The following is a 19,471-nucleotide window of genomic DNA, read 5'->3' as shown; positions in this document are numbered from 1 at the left end:
GTTTTTGTGTCAAAAGCCTGCAGCGACCCGACGAGGTTCGCCAAACAGGCTACCTTGATGTAAAAAACGGCCCCTGAGTCGCCACGACTTCAACCTGTATTGCGGCGAAAGGAGACGCGAATGATTTTTCCGGACATGAAAGGTCTGCCCCTGCACCGGGTGATGGTGCGCACGGTCACTGAGTTCGTCGACGACGAAATGTCGACCTACGCCTCGGCACTGGCCTACCAGATGCTGTTCTCGCTGTTCCCGTTCATTCTGTTTCTGATCGCCCTGATTGGTTTCCTGCACCTGCCGGACTTTTTCTCCTGGCTGCGCCTGCAATCGGAACTGGTCCTGCCTCCGCAGGCGCTGGAGCAGGTCAATCCGGTGATCGACCAGTTGCAGCAATCCAAGGGCGGCCTGCTTTCCGTCGGTATCGTCATTGCCCTGTACACCGCCTCCGCTGGCGTGCGCTTGATGATGAGCGCGATGAACGCGGCGTACGACGTGGTCGAAGGCCGACCGGTCTGGAAGCGCTTCCCATTGTCGATTTTCTACACCGTCGGCATTGCCGGCATGCTGCTGGTGGCCGCCGCGCTGATGGTGCTCGGGCCGCAGGTGATGGGCTGGATCGCCGCGCAAGTGGGGCTGGAAGACTTCATCGTCACCGTGTGGACGATTGCGCGCTGGCCGGTGATCGTGATTCTGATGATGGTCGCCGTGGCATTGATCTACTACGTCATGCCCGACGTCAAACAGGAATTCCGTTTCATCACACCCGGTTCGGTCCTGGCCGTGGTGGTGTGGATCATCGCCTCGTTGGGGTTCGCCTTCTACGTGAAAACCTTCGCCAACTACAACGCGATGTATGGCAGCATCGGGGCGATCATCGTGCTGTTGCTGTATTTCTACATTTCCGCTGCGGTGCTGTTGCTTGGCGCCGAGATGAACGCGGTGATCGAGCACATGTCCAGCGAGGGCAAGGACTCGGGTGAAAAAGTCCCCGGCGAACTCGATGAACATCCCAAACAACACGTCTCGGGCCTGGGTCGCGATCATTCGCTCAAGCCGGACACTGACGAAGTCTGATCATGATCCGTGAAATTCTGAAAATGGGCGACGAGCGCCTGCTGCGTATCGCCCCGCCCGTGCCGGCCGAGATGTTCGACAGCCCTGAGCTGTGGCAACTGATCGACGACATGTTCCAGACCATGGAAAGCGTCGGCGGCGTTGGCTTGGCCGCGCCGCAGATCGGCGTCGATCTGCAACTGGTGATCTTTGGTTTTGAACACAGCGAACGTTACCCGGACGCTGAAGCGGTGCCGCAGACGATCCTGATCAATCCGCTGATCACGCCGTTGAGTCCGTTGATGGAGGAGGGCTTTGAAGGGTGTCTGTCGGTGCCGGGGTTGCGTGGAGCGGTGGAGCGTTATCAGCAGATTCGTTACGAAGGGTTTGATCCGAAGGGCGAGCCGATTGTCCGTATCGCGTCAGGTTTCCATGCACGCGTTGTGCAGCACGAATGCGATCACCTGATCGGCCGGCTGTACCCATCGCGCATCACCGACTTCAGCAAGTTCGGTTTTACCGAAGTGATGTTCCCGGACCTTGATCCCACAGCCGACGACTAGCTCAAGACCGCAGACTGTCCCCTGTGGGAGCGAGCTTGCTCGCGAATGCGATTAATCAGTGACAACTTAGTGACTGACACTCTGCTTTCGCGAGCAAGCTCGCTCCCACATTGGTTTTGCATTGCACATCAGGATTGAGCAGGAATCAGCTCCATCGCAATCATCGGCTTGCTCCGCGCATACCGGCTCAACCGCTCGGCCATCGCCTGGGGCAGGGCGGGGTCGAACGTGAACCCGCGCCGCTCATAAAATCCGCGTAAATCCGGATGGCAGAACAGCCACACCGGCTCGCTCACACCCTGCACCGCCGCCGCGATCAACTGCGCGGCAAGCCCTTGTCCGCGACATCCCGGATCAACGAACAACCCGGTCAACCAATGCCCACCCGCCACCGGCCGCAAGCACAATGCGCCAACGATTTCTCCACGCCGCGCTACCCACAATTGCGCCTCGCGAACGGCTTTCATCGAGGACTGGTGGCTGCGGTAAAACTTGTTCATCAACGGCCATAACGACTCGTCGAGCAAGGTGTATTGGGTGTCGGGCATGGGATCGGACTGTCGGTGGGCAAAGCGGCGATTATAAAAGAACGCAAGGCTCTGGATAGGTGTATACCTGACCTCACATCCCCTGTGAGTGGAGTACGCATCATGTCCAAAGGTATGGATTCAAAGAAAGCCGCGAAGAAGAAACCGGCCAAGACCGCGATTGAAAAACGCGCAGAGAAGAAAGCCAAGAAAGTCGACATCTTCGGTCATTGATTACGCCTTTTCGGAGCCCGGTTCTCGGGCTCCTGCCTTGACCTGAAAATAATCTGCAAGATTGCGCTGCGTCGTTGCACAGAAGGGCAAGAATCCCGTTCCGAGCAACGCCATGCCCCATTACTTCGACGCGGCCCATCGTCAACAGATCGAAACCCTGCGGCAACGCTTCACCGCCCGTACAGAGTGGCCGACCTGGCTACTGCTGATCGGCGTCTATGGCGGCTGGTTTGCCATTGTGCTCAATAGTCAGTGGCTCGGCCGTGGCTTGAGCACGTTGTTGCTGATTCCGCTGCTGGTGTTGTGGTTGTCGGTGCAGCACGAGTTGCTGCACGGGCATCCGACGCGCTGGGTGCGTTTCAACAAGATCCTCGGCTATGCGCCGTTTGCCGTGTGGTATCCGTACACGCTGTATCGCGACAGCCATTTGCTGCATCACCGTGATGAGGATCTCACCGTGCCCGGCGTCGATCCGGAAAGCCGTTACCTGACCCGCGCTGGCTGGCAGGGCAGTTCGCTGTTTGAACGCAGCCTGCACTGGTTGAACAAAACCGTGCTCGGACGTTTCGTCATCGGCGCGCCGCTGACGCTGATAGCGCTGGCCAAAGAAGAGTGGCAGCGGCTGAAAAACGGCGAGCGGCAGGCGTGGCTGATGTGGCTGACCCACGGCGCGTTCACCCTGCTGATGCTGGGGTTCATCGCTCGATACAGCGTGCTGCCGGTATGGCATTACCTGTTGTTGATCAGCGTGCCGGCGCTGTCGATTGCGATGATCCGCTCCTACTATGAACACCGTCCGCATGCGCAACCGGAACAGCGCACGGTGTTGAACGAAGCGGCCTGGCCGTGGCGCTGGTTATTTCTGAATCTGAATTTTCATCTGGTGCATCACGACTTGCCCAAGCTTGCGTGGTACGACTTGCCGACGGTTTATCGAATGCATCGCGAGCAATGGATCGCGCGCAGTGGCGGGTTTCTGGTGCAAGGGTATGGCGAGTTCTGGCGGCGCAATGGCTTAAGGCCAATCGACAGTCCCGAGCATCCTTACCACTAACCCAAGAACACCACAAAACCCTGTGGGAGCGAGCCTGCTCGCGAAGGCGTCGTATCAGTTGATGGATCTGTTGTCTGACCCAGCGCTTTCGCGAGCAGGCTCGCTCCCACATTGGATATTTGTAACTCGGAAAATATGTATATGGCTCAACACCACACCGAACTCTTGATGTACGTCGCCCCCGAGCCAATCCGCGCGGCCAGTGAACGCTGGATTGCGCGCATCCTCGAGCAACTTGGCCACACTCGCCTGAGTGCTGAAGGCCTGTCATTGCCCGAACTCTGGTTGTCACCGGATCTGCTGCTCACGCAAACCTGCGGCTATCCGCTGATGACCGCATTGCGCGGGCAGGTGCGCATCGTCGGACGCCCTCGCTACGAACTCCCCGACGCCAGCGCCGGCAATCATTGCAGTCTGATCCTTAGCCGAGTTGATGACCCACGCAAAACCTTGGCGGAGTTCCGCGACAGTCGTGGGGTGATCAACAGTGACGACTCCAACAGTGGCATGAACCTGCTGCGTCAGCGCTTGGCGCCGCTGAATCAGGACGGACGATTCTTCGCCTCGGTCGGCATCAGCGGCGGCCATCGCGAGAGCCTGCGCTGGTTGCGGGAAAACCTTGGCGATCTGGCCGCTATTGACAGCGTCACCTATGCGTATCTGGCGCAACATGCGCCGGAAGAGGTCAGCGCTTTGCGAGTGATTGCGCGCAGCGCCCTGAGTCCGACCTTGCCGTTTATTACCATTGGCAGCGCTACGGATGAGCAGGTTGAGGCATTGCGCCAAGTGATGAATGAAACCCTGCGTGAACTACCTGATGTCGCACAGACCTTGGGTTTACCTGAGGTGCTTGCTGCCAGCGAAAGCGATTATCAGATCCTGCTCGACTATCAGCGTGAGGCTGAAGAATGGGGCTATAGCTACTTACGGTAAAAGATCGCAGCCTTCGGCAACTCCTACATGGAATGCGTACATCTGTAGGAGCTGCCGAAGGCTGCGATCTTTAGCTTTTATATTCGAAAATAGAATATAAAAATGAAATTTAAATATTATTAAAGAATAAGGCGCCCTGCTACGATCGCGCCACCGGAACACCGGACATTCAGCGACCCCTAACCCAGGAGCCCCTATGTCCGGCGCCGAGCTTTCCCATCGTCATACCGTGGACAGTCTGTTTCGCGCCCACTATCGCTGGCTCTGTGCCTATCTGCGCGGTCATCTGCACGACGCGGCCGGCAGCGAAGACATCGCTGCTGAGACCTTTGCGCAATTGCTCGAAGCCCCGGCGCTAAGAGCCATCCGCGAACCTCGCGCCTTATTGACGACCATCGCCCAACGCCTGCTTTACCAGCGCTGGCGACGCGCAGATCTGGAGCGCGGTTATCGCCAGCAGATCGACGTCGATTACGCCGCATCGGCCGAAGAAATCGTCCAGCTATCGCAAACCCTCAATCGCCTCGATCACAGCTTGCAGCGCCTGCCCGACAAGGTCCGCACGACGTTTCTGCTCGCCCGTGTCGATGGCCTGACTTACCCGCAAATCGCCGCCGAACTGGGCATCTCCCAGCGCTCGGTCAGCGTTTACATGAGCCGTTCCCAAGCGCTGTGCGATCGCCACAGCGCCAATCAATTCCTGCAAGACAAGAGGTCCGCATGAGATCAATCAAAACCCTGCTCGGCACTTCGCTGCTGGCGTTGAGCCTGAGTGTCGGCGCTGTTTCGGCGGCGGAAAAAACCACGCCGATCCACTTCGGCGACATCACTTGGGAGAGCGGTAGTTTCATCACCGAAGTGCTGCGCCTGATCGTTGAAAAAGGCTACGGCTACCCGACCGACACCTTGCCCGGCAGCACGGTCAGCCTTGAGGCCGCACTGGCGAAAAACGATATCCAGGTGATCGGCGAAGAATGGGCCGGGCGCAGTCCGGCCTGGGTCAAAGCGTCCGCCGAGGGCAAGGTATTCGGCTTGGGCGATACGGTCAAAGGCGCGACCGAAGGCTGGTGGGTGCCGGAGTATGTGATCAAGGGCGACCCCGAGCGCGGGATCAAAGCGTTGGCGCCGGAGTTGAAATCAGTGGCGGACCTGCCACGCTACAAAGACGTGTTCCGTGACCCGGAAGACCCGTCGCGCGGGCGCTTCCTCAACAGTCCGACCGGTTGGACTTCGGAAATCGTCAACAGCCAGAAGCTCAAGGCCTACGCGCTGAACGACAGCTTCGTGAATTTCCGTACCGGCTCGGGCGCGGCGCTGGATGCCGAGGTGGCATCGTCGATCAAGCGTGGCAAGCCGGTGCTGTTCTATTACTGGTCACCGACGCCGCTGCTCGGCCGATTCAAACTGGTCAAACTGGAAGAGCCGCCGTTCGATGCCGAGGCCTGGAAAACCCTGGCCGATGCCAATAACCCGAATCCCAAAGGCACCCGATCGATGCCGGCGAGCCTGGCGATTGGCGTATCGGCGCCGTTCAAGGCGCAGTATCCGGAGTTGGTGACGTTTTTTGAAAAGGTCGATCTGCCGATTGATCTGTTGAACCAGACCTTGGCCGGGATGAGCGAAAGACGTTTGCAGCCGAGAGTGGTGGCGCAGGCGTTCTTGCGCGATCAGCCGCAGGTCTGGAAGCCTTGGGTGCCCGCGGATGTGGCGACCAAGGTGACTGGAAGTCTGTAAGTCGTTTCTGTCGTTTTTGTAGCGCTTCTTATGGCGCCTTCGCGAGCAAGCTCGCTCCCACAGGAGAAACGCATTCCAATGTGGGAGCGAGCTTGCTCGCGAAAGCGTCCGCACCGGCAACAATTCTCCCCGCGCTGAACCGTTTCTTGTGCAAAAAGTGCCAGATACTGGCCGACTAGTGGCCTTGCGCAGGTCTTTGCACTGGCTATGCTTCCCGTAACTAACTATGTCGACCGTCATGTCAAAAAATGGCGGATGCGCAGAGTTGGTCCGTGAATTCATGCTGCCAGAGTGCGCAACCCAAGGCACCGACACTGAACCAACAAGGAGCGTCGCTTACATGGAAGTTCTTCAACGCGTTAGGGCTGGCCCGCGTGCGGGCTATCAAGAGAAGGATGTCTTGATTAGAGCATCGCTGCATGGACGCTCCGATTGATCATCATTTATCACCTGACAACTTCCTCCCGTGGAGGAATGCGTGTGCCTGTTCTGTGGAACGTAGTGGTGGATCGTGAAAGAACTGAACTTTCATCAAATCAAAAGTCCGCGCGGAAGGTGATACAACCATGTTCAACCTACATCACAAGGCTGACCTGCAGCAGATCGAGCGCTTCAGCTGCGCCCTGACCGAGGCCAACGCCAAGTTGGCCGCCATCAGCCGTTCGATGGCAATGATCGAGTTCAGCCCTGACGGCATCGTTATCGATGTCAATGAAAACTTCTGCAAGACCATGGGCTACAGCGCCGATGAAGTGCGTGGCAAACATCATCGGGTGTTTTGTGAAGAGGCTTTTTACCGCAGCGAGGAGTACGCCAAATTGTGGCGTGATTTGGCTCGCGGTGAACCAATCAGCGGCACTTTTTTGCGTTTGAACAAGGCCGGCAGGGAAGTCTGGCTCGAAGCCAGTTACATGCCGGTGTATGGCCCGGACAAACAGGTTCAAAGCGTGATCAAAGTGGCGGCGGACATCACTGCGCGGATCAACAAGGAGCACGAAGAAGAAAGCATGCTGGCCGCGATTGGTCGCTCGATGGCGGTGATCGAGTTCACCCCGGAAGGCAATGTCATTACCGCCAACGACAACTTCCTGAAGACCATGCAGTACTCGCTCAACGAAATCGTCGGCCATCACCACAGCATGTTCTGCCATCGCAGCGAAGCGGAATCCTCGCAGTACAAGGCATTCTGGGCTTCGCTCAACCGCGGCGAATATCACTCACATCGTTTCGAGCGCAAGAACAAGTCCGGGCACATGGTCTATCTGGAAGCCTCGTATAACCCGTTGTTCGACGCCAAGGGCCGCCTGTACAAAGTGGTCAAGTTCGCCAGCGACATCACCCATCAAATGACCACCTTGCAGAACGCTGCCGAATCGGCCCACAGCACCTCGGTACAAAACGACGCCTGCGCGCAAAAAGGCTCACAAGTCGTGCAGCAAACGGTGCAGATCATTCAGGACATTTCCCGCGACCTCAACGAAGCCGCGTCCAGTATCGATGCGGTGAGCAAACAGTCGGACATCATCGGCACCATCGTTCAGACCATTCGCGGCATTGCCGATCAGACCAACTTGCTAGCGCTCAATGCTGCCATCGAAGCGGCGCGCGCCGGTGAACATGGACGGGGCTTTGCGGTAGTCGCGGATGAAGTGCGTAGCCTCGCCGCACGAACCAGTCAGGCGACGCTGGAGATTGTCGAGGTGGTGCGCAAGAACCATGACCTGTCGCTGAGTGCGGTGTCGAGCATGCAGTCGAGCCTGAGCCGCACCGGGCTCGGGGTTGAGCTGGCGAATGAGGCCGGGGAGGTGATTCTGGAGATTCAGCAGGGATCGCGGCATGTGGTGGATGCGATCAGTCAGTTCAATGAGACTCTGCAACTGAACTGATTCCTATTGTTGGATACGATTAATGTGGGAGCGAGCTTGCTCGCGAAAGCGATGTGTCAGTCGGTGGAAATTTCACTGATACAGCGCCTTCGCGAGCAAGCTCGCTCCCACATTTGATTTCAGGCGACCTGGAGATCAAAGCGCAGCGAGAAACTTGTCCGCCTGCTTGTCACTGTCCTTCACATCGTTGTCCTTCTCCGCCTGCGCCAATTTCATCTTGTCCTGCAAGCGCTCGGCGATCTCCTTGCCGACGGCCAGTTGTTTCTCCGGCGGCATGGCGTTGATGTCATCTTCGGTCAGCCCCATCGACTGCAGAATACTGTCGCGCAGACGCTGTTCCGGCGTCTTGCTCATGTAGTCCTTGAATTCATCGGTGGCGGATTTTGCCGAGGCCGTGGTGGCATCGGTGGCTTGCAGGTTGACGCGGGTCTTGGCGAAGGCTTCGTCGACGTTGTCGCTGATGCGCGTGGCTTCGCTGACTTGCTGGGTGGCGACTTGCGTAGCCGAGTCCTGCACCTTGGCGGTGGCTTCGGCGGTTTGCGCCTGGGTCTGGTTTTGCAGGGTTTGCAGCATGGCGCCGTGCAGGCCACCTTGCAGACCGGCCGCAGCGGTGGATGTCGCATCGTCATTCAGCGCTTTTGGCAGATGAATGATTTGCTGTTGTTTGGCACTGATCAACATGATGTGTGGACCTGTAGGTAATTGCTGACTCGCGTAGCGGAGCAATTACCGTGCCTTCTGAATAAATTCTGTTATTTCAACAAGTTGTTCGTCAGTCAGGTGTTCGCGGCGGTCATCCCTTGCCGATAAGCGGCAGGGGATGACCGTTGCCAGCCTCAGCGATGGGCAATGTTCTCTAGCGCCAGATTGCGCGTACGCGGGCCGAACCAGCCGATGGTCAGCATCACGATCAGCATGCTGCTGACGATAAACGCCAGAACGCCCGGTGTGCCGAAGTTGTCGAGAAACAGACCGATCAGCAAGCTGCTGAACACCGTCGACAAGCGACTGAACGAATAACAGAAACCCACAGCGCGCGCGCGGATGTTGGTCGGGAACAGTTCGCTCTGGTACGAGTGATAACTGAAGCTCAGCCAGGCGTTGCAGAAGGTGATCATCACCCCGCAGAAGATCAGCCCGAAGGCGCTGGTCTGCAAGGCGAACAAGGTGCCGAAGGTCATCGCGCCGAGGGCTGAGCCGACGATCTGCCACTTGTTTTCGAAGCGGTTGGCGAATTTCACGAACAGCAACGGCCCGAGCGGGTAGGCGAGGGTGATGATGAACGCGTACATCAAACTATGGGTAACGCTGACGCCCTGACCGGACAGCAGCGCCGGCAGCCAGTTGCCGAAACCGAAGAAACCGATGGCCTGGAAGATGTGGAAAACGATCAGCATCAATGCGCGACGGCGATACGGCGGCTGCCAGATATCGGCGAAGCGGCCCTTGCCTTCGACATCGACCGGAACGGCTTCGGGTGCGTCCAGCGGTTTACCGTGATCCTTTTCACAACGGGCTTCGATAGCGTCGAGAATCCGGTTGGCCTGATCAAAGCGGCCATGCTGCGCGAGCCAGCGCGGCGATTCCGGCAGACGCTTGCGCAGCCACCAGATAAACAGCGCAAACACTGCGCTGGCCAACACCACCCAGCGCCAGCCGGACACACCGAACGGCGCTTGCGGCACCAGCCACCACGACATCAACGCCACCGCCGGCACCGAGAGGAACTGTATGAAAAACGCAAAGGCAAAGGCCGAGCTGCGCATGCGTTTGGGCACCAGTTCCGAGAGGTAGGCGTCGATGGTCACCAACTCGATACCGAGGCCAATGCCGACCAGAAAGCGCATGCAGATGATGCCCAGCGCCGAACTCTGAATCCCCATCAACACTGTCGCCAGCGTGTACCAGACCAGCGCGAAGGTGAAGATCGCGCGGCGCCCGAAACGATCGGCCAACGGGCTGAGCAGGCTGGCGCCGAGGAACAGGCCGAGGAATGTTGCCGAGGCAAATGCCGCTTGATCAGAGAAACCGAACACACCCTGATTGCCGGTGGCAAAGATGCCATCGCGAATCAGCCCAGGGCTGATGTAAGCGGTCTGGAACAGGTCGTAGAGTTCGAAAAAACCACCGATCGACAGCAGCGCCACCAGCCGCCAGATCGTCGCGACCGCTGGAAGGCGATCGATGCGGGCGGACACTTGGGCGGCGTGTATCGGGTCGATGCCGTCGCTGTGCGCGGCGGCGGGGGCGTGTGCAGTCATGGGCTGATCCATTTTTTATTGATGGAAAAGCTTAGCCTGCTATCGGAGTTAGCGGATTGTGAATATCGGCGGTTTATCCGGGTAAACAGCTGATTTCTCGCAATATCTGTTTACGATTTAACGATTTATGCCGCAGCCGCCGAATCCGGTAGCGCCGAGGCCGGCAAGCCGAAGATCCGGTCGAACAGCCAGTTGAAGGCAAACGTGTAGCACGGGATGAAAATGATCAACGCCAGATCCAGCAGGAAGGCTTGTACCAGACTGATGTTCATCCACCACGCGATCAACGGAATCAGGAACACGATCAGCGTCAGTTGAAAGCCGACGGCGTGAGCGATCCGTCGTTTCACCGTGCGGGTGCGCGACTGCTGGCGGCTTTCCCAGTGCTCGAACAACGAGGTGTAAATGAAGTTCCAGGTCACGGCGATGGTGGTGATGATCACCGCGAGCGGCCCGGTGCTGCCCGGTGAGGTGCCGGACAACAATGCCAGGCCGAGGGCGGAGAAAGTCATGCCGATCACTTCGTAGAGCGACACATAGACCAGTTTGCGTTTGACGCCTTGCATGGGGATTTGCCTCTTTCTTGCCGTTTGCTGGCCAGTTGGACTGGCGAAGATGGCGAAAGATAGCTTCAATGGGGCTGACAGAAAAAGTCAGCTACTTTCAGTTCTATTGATAGGTGTGTGAAGTGAATTTCAACAGCGACAGCATCGAGCTGTTTCTTGCGGTAATTGAACGCGGCTCGTTTTCAGCAGCGGCTCGCGCATTAGGTCGGGTGCCTTCCGCCGTCAGCATGAGCATTGGCAACCTTGAGGCCGAACTGGGTTATCTGCTCTTCGACCGCAGCCATCGCGAACCGCAACCGACGCCGATGGCGCTGTCGCTGGTGCCCCATGCGCGGCTGATTGCCGAGCAGCTCAAACAACTGCAAGTGCACGCGGTAGAACTGTCGTTGGGCCTGGAGAGCAAGTTGTCGATCGGCGTGGTCGCGGACATCGACCGGCGCCGTTTGCTGGCGGCGATCAAGGTGATCGCCGAGCGTCATCCGCTGCTCGATATCGAAGTGCTGACCGCACCGCAGGATGACGTGCTGGCGATGCTGCACAGTGGCCGGGTCAGCGTGTGCCTGGCGTTCGCCGGGCTGAGCATGAATGTACTGGAGCGTTTTCAGTTTGTCGGCAGCGAACGGATGATCGCTACGCTGGCGGCTGACAGTCCGCTGTTGCAGGGGCAGCAGGACCTGTTTCTGGAAGATCTGGTACATGTGCGGCAGATCATCGTCGCCAGTCGTGACTTGCCGATCAGTGAAACGCGGCCGTTGGTGGCAGAGTCGTATTGGCGCACCGACAGCCTTGAGACGGCGATGGAAATGGTCGAGGCGGGATTGGGCTGGGGTAATTTTCCGTTGTCGGTGGTGCAGTCGCGGATCGAGTCCGGGCGATTGAAACGGCTGAATTTTCGCAATATCGAAAATGGTCTGGTGATGCCGGTGCATGCGGTGTGGCTCAAGAGCCAACCACTGCAGAAAGGCGCACTGGCCCTAGTTGACCTGCTCAGCCACTAGCGATTGTGGAGATCCAATGTGGGAGCGAGCCTGCTCGCGAAAGCGTCGTGTCAGTCGGCACATGCTTATCTGACACAGCGCTTTCGCGAGCAGGCTCGCTCCCACAGGAATTGTGTTTCAACGGGAGGTCAGGTGCTTTCGCGGATCTTCAGTTCAAAGCCCATGTCCTCCACCGGGCGCGCCACGCTGTTACCGGCCATCAACGTCAGCATCTGCTCCGCCGCCCGCCGGCCAATCGCTTCACGCGGGGTGTTGATGCTGCTCAGGCGCGGCACCATGTGCTCGGACATCGGCAAGTCGTTGAAACCGAGGATCGCCACCTGCTCAGGAATCTTGATGCCGTGACGCAGCGCTTCCAGCAATGCACCTTGCGCCAAATCGTCGTTACCAAAGAAGATTGCATCAACATCCGGATGCGCCGCGAGTAATTGCATAAACAGTTCCCCGCCCAAGCCCACCGATGAAGAACGCGGCGTCAGCACTTCCAGATCCGGGTCATAACGCCCGGCCTTCTGCAGCGCTTTGCGGAAACCTTCACCGCGCAACAACGTGCGCTGATCGAGCTGCGCGCCAATGTAAGCCAGACGCTTGCGTCCACGGGAGAGCAAATGCTCGGCCGCGGTTTCACCGGCACTGAGCTGCGAGAAACCGACGCAGTTCACCCCGGCGGCGCTGTCCAGTTCCATCATGTACACGCAGGGAATGTTGCTCGCCTCGATCATCCGCCGCGAACTTTCCGTGCGGTCAAACCCGGTCAACAAGAAACCGCGCGGCTGATAGGCCATGTAGTTGCGCAGCAGGTTTTCTTCTTCATCGCGCGAGTAGTGGAAGTTGCCGATCAGCACTTCGAAGCCTTTGGGCGTGAGCACCCGATGAATGGCTTCCAGCGTATCGATAAACAAAAGGTTGGACAGCGAAGGCACTAATACGACGACCGAATGGCTTTGCGCCGAGGCTAAAGCGCGGGCGGCCGGGTTCACTACGTAGTTGAGTTCGAGGGCAGCTTTCTGGACCTTTTCCACCAGTTCGGTGGCGACGGTGCTGACACCGCGCAAGGCGCGGGAGGCGGTAATCGGGCTGACACCGGCCAGGCGGGCAACTTCATTGAGGGTGGGACGGCCGGTGGTGCGCGTGTTTTTATCGTTTTTAGGGGAGGTCATCGGGCGGCTTGCCAAACAAAAATCAAGGCACTAAGGTAGCGCTGTCCTGATGCAGCTGTAAATGCGTAAGCGAGGTCCTGCCTGATCTTCGCTTTTTGGTGTTGGGAACAAACCTGCTGCAACCCAAAAAAACGACAAGAAGGCGTCGGCAACTTCTGCCTGTGCACTAGAGTCATAGCTAGCAAAGGTAGCGCTGTCTGCGCGCTGAGGTGTTATATGAGTCATCCCATCACCGCCCTGGTCATCATGGGCGTTGCCGGTTGCGGCAAGACGTGCGTCAGCGAGGCCCTGTGCCAATTGAGCGGCGCCACTGCCATTGAAGGCGATACTTTCCATCCGGCCGCGAACATCGAAAAGATGAGCGCGGGGATCCCCCTGAACGACGACGACCGTGCCGGCTGGCTCGACAGCCTGTGCGATGAACTGCGTCGCGTCGATGCATCGGGCAAACGCCCGGTGCTGACCTGCTCGGCCCTTAAACACAGTTATCGCGAAGTGTTGCGCAGCGCCTTGCCGGGCCTGGGCTTCGTGTTTCTTGAATTGACCCCTGAAGTTGCCGCTGAACGTGTGTCCCATCGTCCGGGCCACTTCATGCCGGCAACGTTGATCGAAAGCCAGTTTGCCACCCTCGAATCGCCGGTAGGCGAGCCGCTGACTCTGGCCCTGAATGCTTCGGTCCACAGCGTTGAAGAACTGGCGTCCCAGGCTCACGTCTGGTGGCTGGATAACGGTCTGAAACAGGCGGTATGAGTGTGTTGAAAGAGATAGCGCTGTCCTCCCGACTTCTGTTTAACCCGCTTTAATAACAACAACAATCCAGGAGACACCCCCAATGTTTGGCATGTCCCATGAGACGTTCCTGCTGCTCGATGCAGTGGTCACGGTAATCGGCCTGATTATCCTGATCACCAAATTCAAGATTCACCCGTTCATTTCCCTGACCATCGCCGCCGCGTTCCTCGGCCTGACGTCTGGCATGCCGATCGGCACCATCATTAAAGCGTTCCAGGACGGCTTCGGTGGCGTGCTCGGTTTCGTCGGCATCATCCTCGCGCTGGGCACCATGCTCGGCAAAATGATGGCCGAGTCGGGCGGGGCGGATCAGATCGCCCAGACCCTGATCCGTGCGTTCGGTAAAGACAAAGTCCAGTGGGCAATGATGTTTGCCGCTTTCCTGGTGGGCATCCCGCTGTTCTTCGAAATCGGTTTCGTATTGCTGATTCCGTTGGTGTTCATCGTCGCGCGCCGTACCGGCGTGTCGATCATCAAGATCGGTATTCCGCTGCTCGCCGGTCTGTCCGCCGTGCATGGTCTGGTGCCGCCGCACCCGGGCCCGTTGCTGGCCATCGGCGTGTTCGGCGCGGACATCGGCAAGACCATTCTTTATGGTCTGATCGTTGCGCTGCCGACGGCAATCATTGCCGGCCCAATCTTCGGTACGTTCATCGCCAAGCACATTCCGGGTCACCCGAATCAGGAACTGGTCGATCAACTGGCCCGCGAAAATGACGATTCGACCACGCTGCCGAGCTTCAGCATCACCCTGATCACTGTGCTGTTGCCGGTGTTCCTGATGCTGCTGAAAACCTTCGCTGACGTGGCGCTGCCGGACGGTCATTTCTTCCGCACCTGGATGGACATGATCGGTCACCCGATCTCCGCGTTGCTGCTGGCGTTGCTGCTGTCGCTGTACACCTTCGGGCACAAGCAGGGCATCGGTTCTCAGCAGATGCTCAAGTGGCTGGATGCGAGCCTGGCGCCAACCGCCGCGATCATTCTGATCATCGGTGCCGGCGGTGGCTTCAAGCAGATGCTGGTGACCAGCGGTGTGGGCGACGTGATCGGCCATATGGCGGTCAGCGCGCAGATCTCGCCGATCCTGCTGGCGTGGCTGGTGGCGGCGGTGATCCGTATCGCAACCGGTTCGGCAACTGTGGCTACCATCACTGGCGCGGGCATTGTGGTGCCGGTGGTGGGGATGATCCCGGGTGTTAACCGTGAGTTGCTGGTACTCGCTACCGGCGCCGGTTCGTTGATCCTGTCGCACGTCAACGACGCCGGTTTCTGGTTGGTGAAGCAATACTTCAACATGACCGTGGCCGAGACGTTCAAGACCTGGACGGCGATGGAAACCATCCTGTCCATCGTTGCTTTGGGCTTTATCCTGCTGTTGTCGCTGTTTGTTTAAGCGACTTCACGCAGACACAAAAAAACCGCAGCGATGCGGTTTTTTTGTGGGTGGATTTCGTGGTTCACCCAAAACCAATGTGGGAGCGAGCCTGCTCGCGAAGAGGCCATGTCAGCCAGCCAATATGTTGACTGATATACCGCTTTCGCGAGCAGGCTCGCTCCCACAGGGGATAGGTGTTAGCCGCCAGTTTTTGCGACTAAGCCATCCGCCCGGAACATCCCGCGAATGCCGCGCACCGCCTGACGAATGCGGTCCTGGTTTTCGATCAGCGCAAAGCGCACATGATCATCGCCATACTCACCAAAGCCAACCCCCGGCGAAACACAGACCTTGGCCTCGGCCAGCAGCTTTTTGGCGAATTCCAGCGAACCCAGATGCGCGTACTGCGCGGGAATCTTCGCCCAGACATACATCGAAGCCTTCGGATTCTCGACCATCCAGCCCAGTTCATGCAGGCCTTTGACCAGCACATTACGCCGCTGGCGATACTGCTCGGCGATGTCGCGCACGCATTGCTGATCGCCTTCCAGCGCCGCAATCGCCGCCACTTGCAGCGGGGTGAAGGTGCCGTAGTCGTGGTAGCTCTTGATCCGCGCCAGCGCGTTGACCAGTTCCGGATTACCGACCATGAAACCGATGCGCCAGCCGGCCATGTTGTAGCTCTTGGACAGGGTGAAAAACTCCACCGCGATGTCCTTGGCGCCCGGCACCTGCATGATCGACGGGGCTTTCCAGCCGTCGTAAACGATGTCGGCGTACGCCAGGTCGTGAATCACCAGCACGTCGTACTGCTTGGCGAGGGCGATCACTCGCTCGAAGAAATCCAGCTCCACGCACTGCGCGGTAGGGTTCGACGGGAAGCCGAGGATCATCATTTTCGGCTTCGGAATCGAGCCACGAATGGCCCGTTCCAGTTCGTCGAAGAAGTCCACGCCCGGCACCAGCGGCACCGAACGCACCTGGGCGCCGGCAATCACCGCGCCGTAGATGTGAATCGGGTAGCTCGGGTTTGGCACCAGTACGGTGTCGCCCTGATCGAGCGTCGCCAGCATCAAATGCGCCAGGCCTTCCTTGGAACCGATGGTGACAATGGCTTCGCTTTCCGGGTCAATATCGACCTCGTAGCGTTGCTTGTACCAGTTGGAAATCGCCCGGCGCAGGCGCGGAATGCCCTTGGACGTCGAGTAACCGTGGGTGTCTTCGCGTTGGGCAACCTGGACGAGTTTTTCGACAATGTGCGGCGGCGTGGCGCCGTCGGGGTTGCCCATGCTCAAGTCGATGATGTCTTCACCACGACGACGCGCGGCCATCTTCAGCTCGGCGGTGATGTTGAAAACGTAAGGGGGGAGTCGATCTATGCGCGCAAAGCGGCGCGGCGAACCTTGTTCAGCCATTGTTGCCTCGGATAACGTAAGCGCCCGGAACCGTCCGAGCGACGCTGGTCACTGCGGTGACCTGTGGCGGAAGATAAGGTCAGTGATGGCATACTGTCCAGCCCGTTTGTAAACAATTTTGTCCCAAGGAAATCGGTAGATGGAATTCACCAGCGGCTTCTTGCTGAGCCTTTCGCTGTGCCTGGATATCGGCGTGGCCAACATTGCAATGATCACGCTGGCGATGCAGCGCGGTTACTTTCAGGGCTTTGCGCTGGGCCTCGGCACTTGCGTCGGTGACCTGGTTTACGCGGTGCTGGCGCTGGCCGGCATGACGGTTTTGCTGCAGTACGAAAGCGTGCGTTGGGTGTTGTGGATCGGTGGTTCGGCACTGCTGATCTACTTCGCGGCGAAGATGATTTACTCGGCGATTCATCACGAAGCGCAACTGGCCGCGACCGCTGAGGTAGGGCAGAACTCTCATCGCAAGGAGTTCTTCCGGGGGATTTTTCTCGCCATGTCCTCGCCGAGCGCGATTCTCTGGTTTGCGGCGGTGGGCGGGACCCTGATTGCACGTTCCGGTGGCGGTGGTCCTTTGAGTTCGGCGCTGTTCCTCGGCGGCTTCCTCTGCGCCGGACTGCTGTGGTCGGCCGGTTTGTGCTTCGCCGCGAGCCATGGCGGCAAGCTGCTCGGTGACAAGCTGTTGCGCTATTCCTACATGGCATCTGCAGCGATCTTCTGCTATTTCGCGGTTTACGTGATCGTATCTGGTTATAACGAATTTGTCGGCTCGGGCGCCGTCGAGCAGTTGCACGTGCTGTAACCGTGCGATTTGTTTTCGCCTTTCTATACTCCCAGCCGAACCCCTTTTTTGTTCCAGGAGTCGAGTCATGGATGAGCAAAAACGCGTCGAAGTGGCTGAACCTCGCTTCGAACATGGACACTTCCTGCTGATTGCAGGCTTTCGCGGTCGATTTACTCAAGACACAGCAAAAAAAATCCCGGCGCTGTGGGAAAAGTTCTTGCCGCACCTGGGAAAGATCCAGGGGCAAAAGAACGAAGTGACCTACGGTGTCTGCAGCAATTTTGACCGCAAGGGCGGCTTCGATTACATCGCCGGGGTGGAAATCGACAAGCTCGATGATCTCGACCAGAAGGTCTACCAGTGGGTCGAAGTGCTGCCACGGCAGTACGCAGTGTTCGAGCACAAGGGACCGCTCGAACAGTTGCCGCAAACCCTGCAATACATCTACAAGACCTGGTTGCCGACCTCTCATTATGTGGAGCTCAACGCCCCGGAACTTGAGCGTTACAGCGCCGACTTCAATCCGAAGCTGCACACTGGCAAGCTGGAAATCTGCGTACCGGTCGATACCAAGGCTTGAGAAGACAACCATGCGGCGGATCACTGATTCGCCGCATGTTTTCAACGTTGTTTACGCCGCGTGCGCAGCAGGTCGACTGCCAGCGTGATAAAGCCAAACGTACTGATGCCCAACACCATCAACAGGCCGATCTCAACGCTGCTCATAAACGGTTTCCCCCAAGGGTGATCAGAGATACACCTGAGAAATAGCCCGCCGCGAACACGAAGAAAAGCACTTATACGCAGGTTTTACGCCGCCCGTGCGCATCGATATGCAGGCCTTATTCCTTTATGCTTTCGGCACTTTCTTCTGCTGATTTTCGAGCCGCCATGAACACCGTCATCCGCAACGTCACCGCCGCCGACCTGGACCGCTGCTACGCCATCGAAACCGTCGCCTACGAAGGTGACGAAGCGGCCACCCGCGAGAAGATCGCCACGCGCATCGCCACTTGGCCGGAAGGTTTTATCGTTGCCGAAGTGGACGGTGTGGTCGCCGGTTTCGTCAATTCCGGTGCGGCATTTGATGTGCAGATGTCGGATGAGGCCTTCAAGGAGCTGATCGGCCATGACCCGCAAGGGCCGAACGTGGTGATCATGTCGGTGGTGGTGCACCCGGATTATCAGGGGCAGGGCTTGGCCAAGCGCTTGATGGGCGAGTTCATCGAGCGTATGCGCGGGATGGATAAGGCGACCATTCATTTGATGTGCAAAGAAATACACATCCCGCTGTATGCAGGCTTTGGCTTCGCTTACATCAAACCGTCTGAGTCGGATCACGGCGGCATGGCGTGGCACGAGATGATCCTGACCCTCTAATCCAACACTGATCAAAACTGTGGGAGCGAGCCTGCTCGCGAAGGGGTCGTGTCAGCCAAGCAATTTGTTGACTGATATGACGCTTTCGCGAGCAGGCTCGCTCCCACAGGGTGTTGTGGCGTTTGAAATTCCGCGTTTAGTAGAGGGTGTCGGTTACCCGTTTCGGGGCTTCGCGGTCGTAGGTGTCGGCGTCAAAAACGCCATCGTTCAGGCGCTTGTGGAAGGCGCCCGCAGAGGGCAGGGCAGAGCGCGGCAGATGCGTCTCAGGATTCCAAGCATCCGAGCGTACAAACGCTTTTGAACAATGAAAAAACGCCGCTTCCACCGTCACCAACAACACCGTTTTCGCCGGTTTGCCATTCACCGCAAAACTCTCCAGCAACGCCGGTTCATCGCTGATCACCGCCGTGCCATTGACCCGCAACGTCTCGCCAATCCCCGGAATGATGAACAACAACGACACTCGCGAATCGTGCAGTACATTGCGCAAGGTATCGATGCGGTTGTTGCCCGGACGGTCCGGTAAGGCCAAGGTGTTTTGGTCAATGATCCGCACAAACCCTGGCGCATCACCGCGCGGCGAATTATCGAGGCCATCGATCCCCAACGAGCTGACAATCACCAGCGGTGACAGGCGCACCATCGCCTGATAATCCTCGTTGAGAAAGCCGATCTGCTTGCGCACCGCCCGCTCGTGGGGCAATCCGTAAATCGCTTCCAGCGCTTCGATTGAATCGATCATCGTGCTTCCCTCGA

20 protein-coding genes and 1 pseudogene are annotated in these 19,471 nt (G+C 58.2%); 14 read left to right on the top strand and 7 right to left on the bottom strand.

What is annotated here, in order from left to right:
- Positions 1–120: 120 nt before the first annotated feature.
- The gene (locus ACRRSD_RS08410) at positions 121–1,071 is read left to right on the top strand and encodes a YihY/virulence factor BrkB family protein (RefSeq protein ID WP_223027455.1); all 951 of its coding nucleotides are present in this window, start codon (positions 121–123) and stop codon (positions 1,069–1,071) included.
- Between the two features lie 2 nt (positions 1,072–1,073).
- Positions 1,074–1,613, top strand: a complete 540-nt coding sequence (gene def, locus ACRRSD_RS08405) for a peptide deformylase (protein ID WP_110718790.1) — start codon at positions 1,074–1,076, stop codon at positions 1,611–1,613.
- 128 nt (positions 1,614–1,741) lie between these two features.
- Here the strand turns inward: def and ACRRSD_RS08400 are convergent, their stop codons facing one another.
- Positions 1,742–2,161: a GNAT family N-acetyltransferase gene (locus ACRRSD_RS08400; protein ID WP_435037780.1), complete on the bottom strand. Its 420-nt coding sequence runs from the start codon at positions 2,159–2,161 to the stop codon at positions 1,742–1,744.
- Between the two features lie 325 nt (positions 2,162–2,486).
- Between ACRRSD_RS08400 and ACRRSD_RS08395 the strand changes: the two genes are divergently transcribed.
- The 6 genes and pseudogenes from ACRRSD_RS08395 (at position 2,487) to ACRRSD_RS08370 (ending at position 7,981) form a co-directional block, all read left to right on the top strand.
- Positions 2,487–3,428, top strand: a complete 942-nt coding sequence (locus tag ACRRSD_RS08395; RefSeq protein WP_435037779.1) for a fatty acid desaturase — start codon at positions 2,487–2,489, stop codon at positions 3,426–3,428.
- A 141-nt stretch (positions 3,429–3,569) separates the two neighbouring features.
- Positions 3,570–4,361, top strand: coding sequence for a phosphate/phosphite/phosphonate ABC transporter substrate-binding protein (locus ACRRSD_RS08390; RefSeq protein ID WP_435037778.1), 792 nt, complete (start codon positions 3,570–3,572; stop codon positions 4,359–4,361).
- Between the two features lie 196 nt (positions 4,362–4,557).
- Positions 4,558–5,085 (top strand): sigma-70 family RNA polymerase sigma factor, encoded by a 528-nt coding sequence (locus ACRRSD_RS08385; protein WP_435037777.1) that lies wholly within the window; start codon positions 4,558–4,560, stop codon positions 5,083–5,085.
- On the top strand, positions 5,082–6,095 hold the full coding sequence (locus ACRRSD_RS08380) for an ABC transporter substrate-binding protein (protein WP_435037776.1): 1,014 nt from the start codon (positions 5,082–5,084) through the stop codon (positions 6,093–6,095). The genes ACRRSD_RS08385 and ACRRSD_RS08380 overlap by 4 nt, the downstream gene beginning before the upstream one ends.
- Positions 6,096–6,661: 566 nt before the next feature.
- Positions 6,662–7,438 (top strand): annotated as a pseudogene (locus ACRRSD_RS08375) (PAS domain-containing protein); the annotation flags it as partial.
- 3 nt (positions 7,439–7,441) lie between these two features.
- On the top strand, positions 7,442–7,981 hold the full coding sequence (locus ACRRSD_RS08370; protein WP_409373139.1) for a methyl-accepting chemotaxis protein: 540 nt from the start codon (positions 7,442–7,444) through the stop codon (positions 7,979–7,981).
- A gap of 135 nt (positions 7,982–8,116) precedes the next feature.
- On the opposite strand, the gene ACRRSD_RS08365 is transcribed toward ACRRSD_RS08370, so the two are convergent.
- From ACRRSD_RS08365 to ACRRSD_RS08355, 3 genes are all read right to left on the bottom strand, one after another.
- A complete protein-coding gene (locus ACRRSD_RS08365) occupies positions 8,117–8,662 on the bottom strand; it encodes a hypothetical protein (protein ID WP_435037775.1) in 546 nt (181 codons plus the stop codon).
- Between the two features lie 155 nt (positions 8,663–8,817).
- Positions 8,818–10,242: an MFS transporter gene (locus tag ACRRSD_RS08360; RefSeq protein WP_435037774.1), complete on the bottom strand. Its 1,425-nt coding sequence runs from the start codon at positions 10,240–10,242 to the stop codon at positions 8,818–8,820.
- Between the two features lie 125 nt (positions 10,243–10,367).
- A complete protein-coding gene (locus ACRRSD_RS08355) occupies positions 10,368–10,808 on the bottom strand; it encodes a PACE efflux transporter (RefSeq protein ID WP_034153370.1) in 441 nt (146 codons plus the stop codon).
- 122 nt (positions 10,809–10,930) lie between these two features.
- Between ACRRSD_RS08355 and ACRRSD_RS08350 the strand changes: the two genes are divergently transcribed.
- On the top strand, positions 10,931–11,806 hold the full coding sequence (locus ACRRSD_RS08350) for a LysR family transcriptional regulator (RefSeq protein WP_435037773.1): 876 nt from the start codon (positions 10,931–10,933) through the stop codon (positions 11,804–11,806).
- 128 nt (positions 11,807–11,934) lie between these two features.
- Here ACRRSD_RS08350 and ACRRSD_RS08345 read toward each other — a convergent pair whose 3' ends face one another.
- The gene (locus ACRRSD_RS08345) at positions 11,935–12,966 is read right to left on the bottom strand and encodes a LacI family DNA-binding transcriptional regulator (RefSeq protein ID WP_371043182.1); all 1,032 of its coding nucleotides are present in this window, start codon (positions 12,964–12,966) and stop codon (positions 11,935–11,937) included.
- A gap of 216 nt (positions 12,967–13,182) precedes the next feature.
- Here ACRRSD_RS08345 and ACRRSD_RS08340 point away from each other — a divergent pair, with 216 nt between their 5' ends.
- Both ACRRSD_RS08340 and ACRRSD_RS08335 read left to right on the top strand, forming a co-directional pair.
- Entirely contained in the window at positions 13,183–13,716 is a 534-nt protein-coding gene (locus ACRRSD_RS08340; protein WP_435037772.1) for a gluconokinase, read from the top strand.
- An 82-nt stretch (positions 13,717–13,798) separates the two neighbouring features.
- Positions 13,799–15,154 carry a GntP family permease gene (locus ACRRSD_RS08335; protein WP_038362591.1) on the top strand — a complete coding sequence of 452 codons (1,356 nt, stop codon included), beginning with the start codon at positions 13,799–13,801 and terminating at the stop codon, positions 15,152–15,154.
- 179 nt (positions 15,155–15,333) lie between these two features.
- Here ACRRSD_RS08335 and alaC read toward each other — a convergent pair whose 3' ends face one another.
- Positions 15,334–16,551, bottom strand: coding sequence for an alanine transaminase (alaC, locus tag ACRRSD_RS08330; protein WP_435037771.1), 1,218 nt, complete (start codon positions 16,549–16,551; stop codon positions 15,334–15,336).
- Positions 16,552–16,690: 139 nt separating this feature from the next.
- On the opposite strand from alaC, the gene ACRRSD_RS08325 reads away from it, so the two are divergent.
- From ACRRSD_RS08325 to ACRRSD_RS08315, 3 genes are all read left to right on the top strand, one after another.
- A complete protein-coding gene (locus ACRRSD_RS08325; protein ID WP_435037770.1) occupies positions 16,691–17,353 on the top strand; it encodes a LysE family translocator in 663 nt (220 codons plus the stop codon).
- A 67-nt stretch (positions 17,354–17,420) separates the two neighbouring features.
- Positions 17,421–17,915 carry a GyrI-like domain-containing protein gene (locus ACRRSD_RS08320; RefSeq protein ID WP_435037769.1) on the top strand — a complete coding sequence of 165 codons (495 nt, stop codon included), beginning with the start codon at positions 17,421–17,423 and terminating at the stop codon, positions 17,913–17,915.
- Positions 17,916–18,226: 311 nt separating this feature from the next.
- Positions 18,227–18,715 carry a GNAT family N-acetyltransferase gene (locus tag ACRRSD_RS08315; protein ID WP_435037768.1) on the top strand — a complete coding sequence of 163 codons (489 nt, stop codon included), beginning with the start codon at positions 18,227–18,229 and terminating at the stop codon, positions 18,713–18,715.
- 136 nt (positions 18,716–18,851) lie between these two features.
- Here the strand turns inward: ACRRSD_RS08315 and ACRRSD_RS08310 are convergent, their stop codons facing one another.
- Positions 18,852–19,457, bottom strand: coding sequence for a pyridoxamine 5'-phosphate oxidase family protein (locus ACRRSD_RS08310; RefSeq protein WP_435037767.1), 606 nt, complete (start codon positions 19,455–19,457; stop codon positions 18,852–18,854).
- Positions 19,458–19,471: the final 14 nt, after the last annotated feature.

Origin of the sequence: Pseudomonas neuropathica, from assembly GCF_051174785.1 — a bacterium.
Classification (GTDB): domain Bacteria; phylum Pseudomonadota; class Gammaproteobacteria; order Pseudomonadales; family Pseudomonadaceae; genus Aquipseudomonas; species Aquipseudomonas neuropathica_A.
This window is presented reverse-complemented; position numbering and strand designations above follow the sequence as displayed.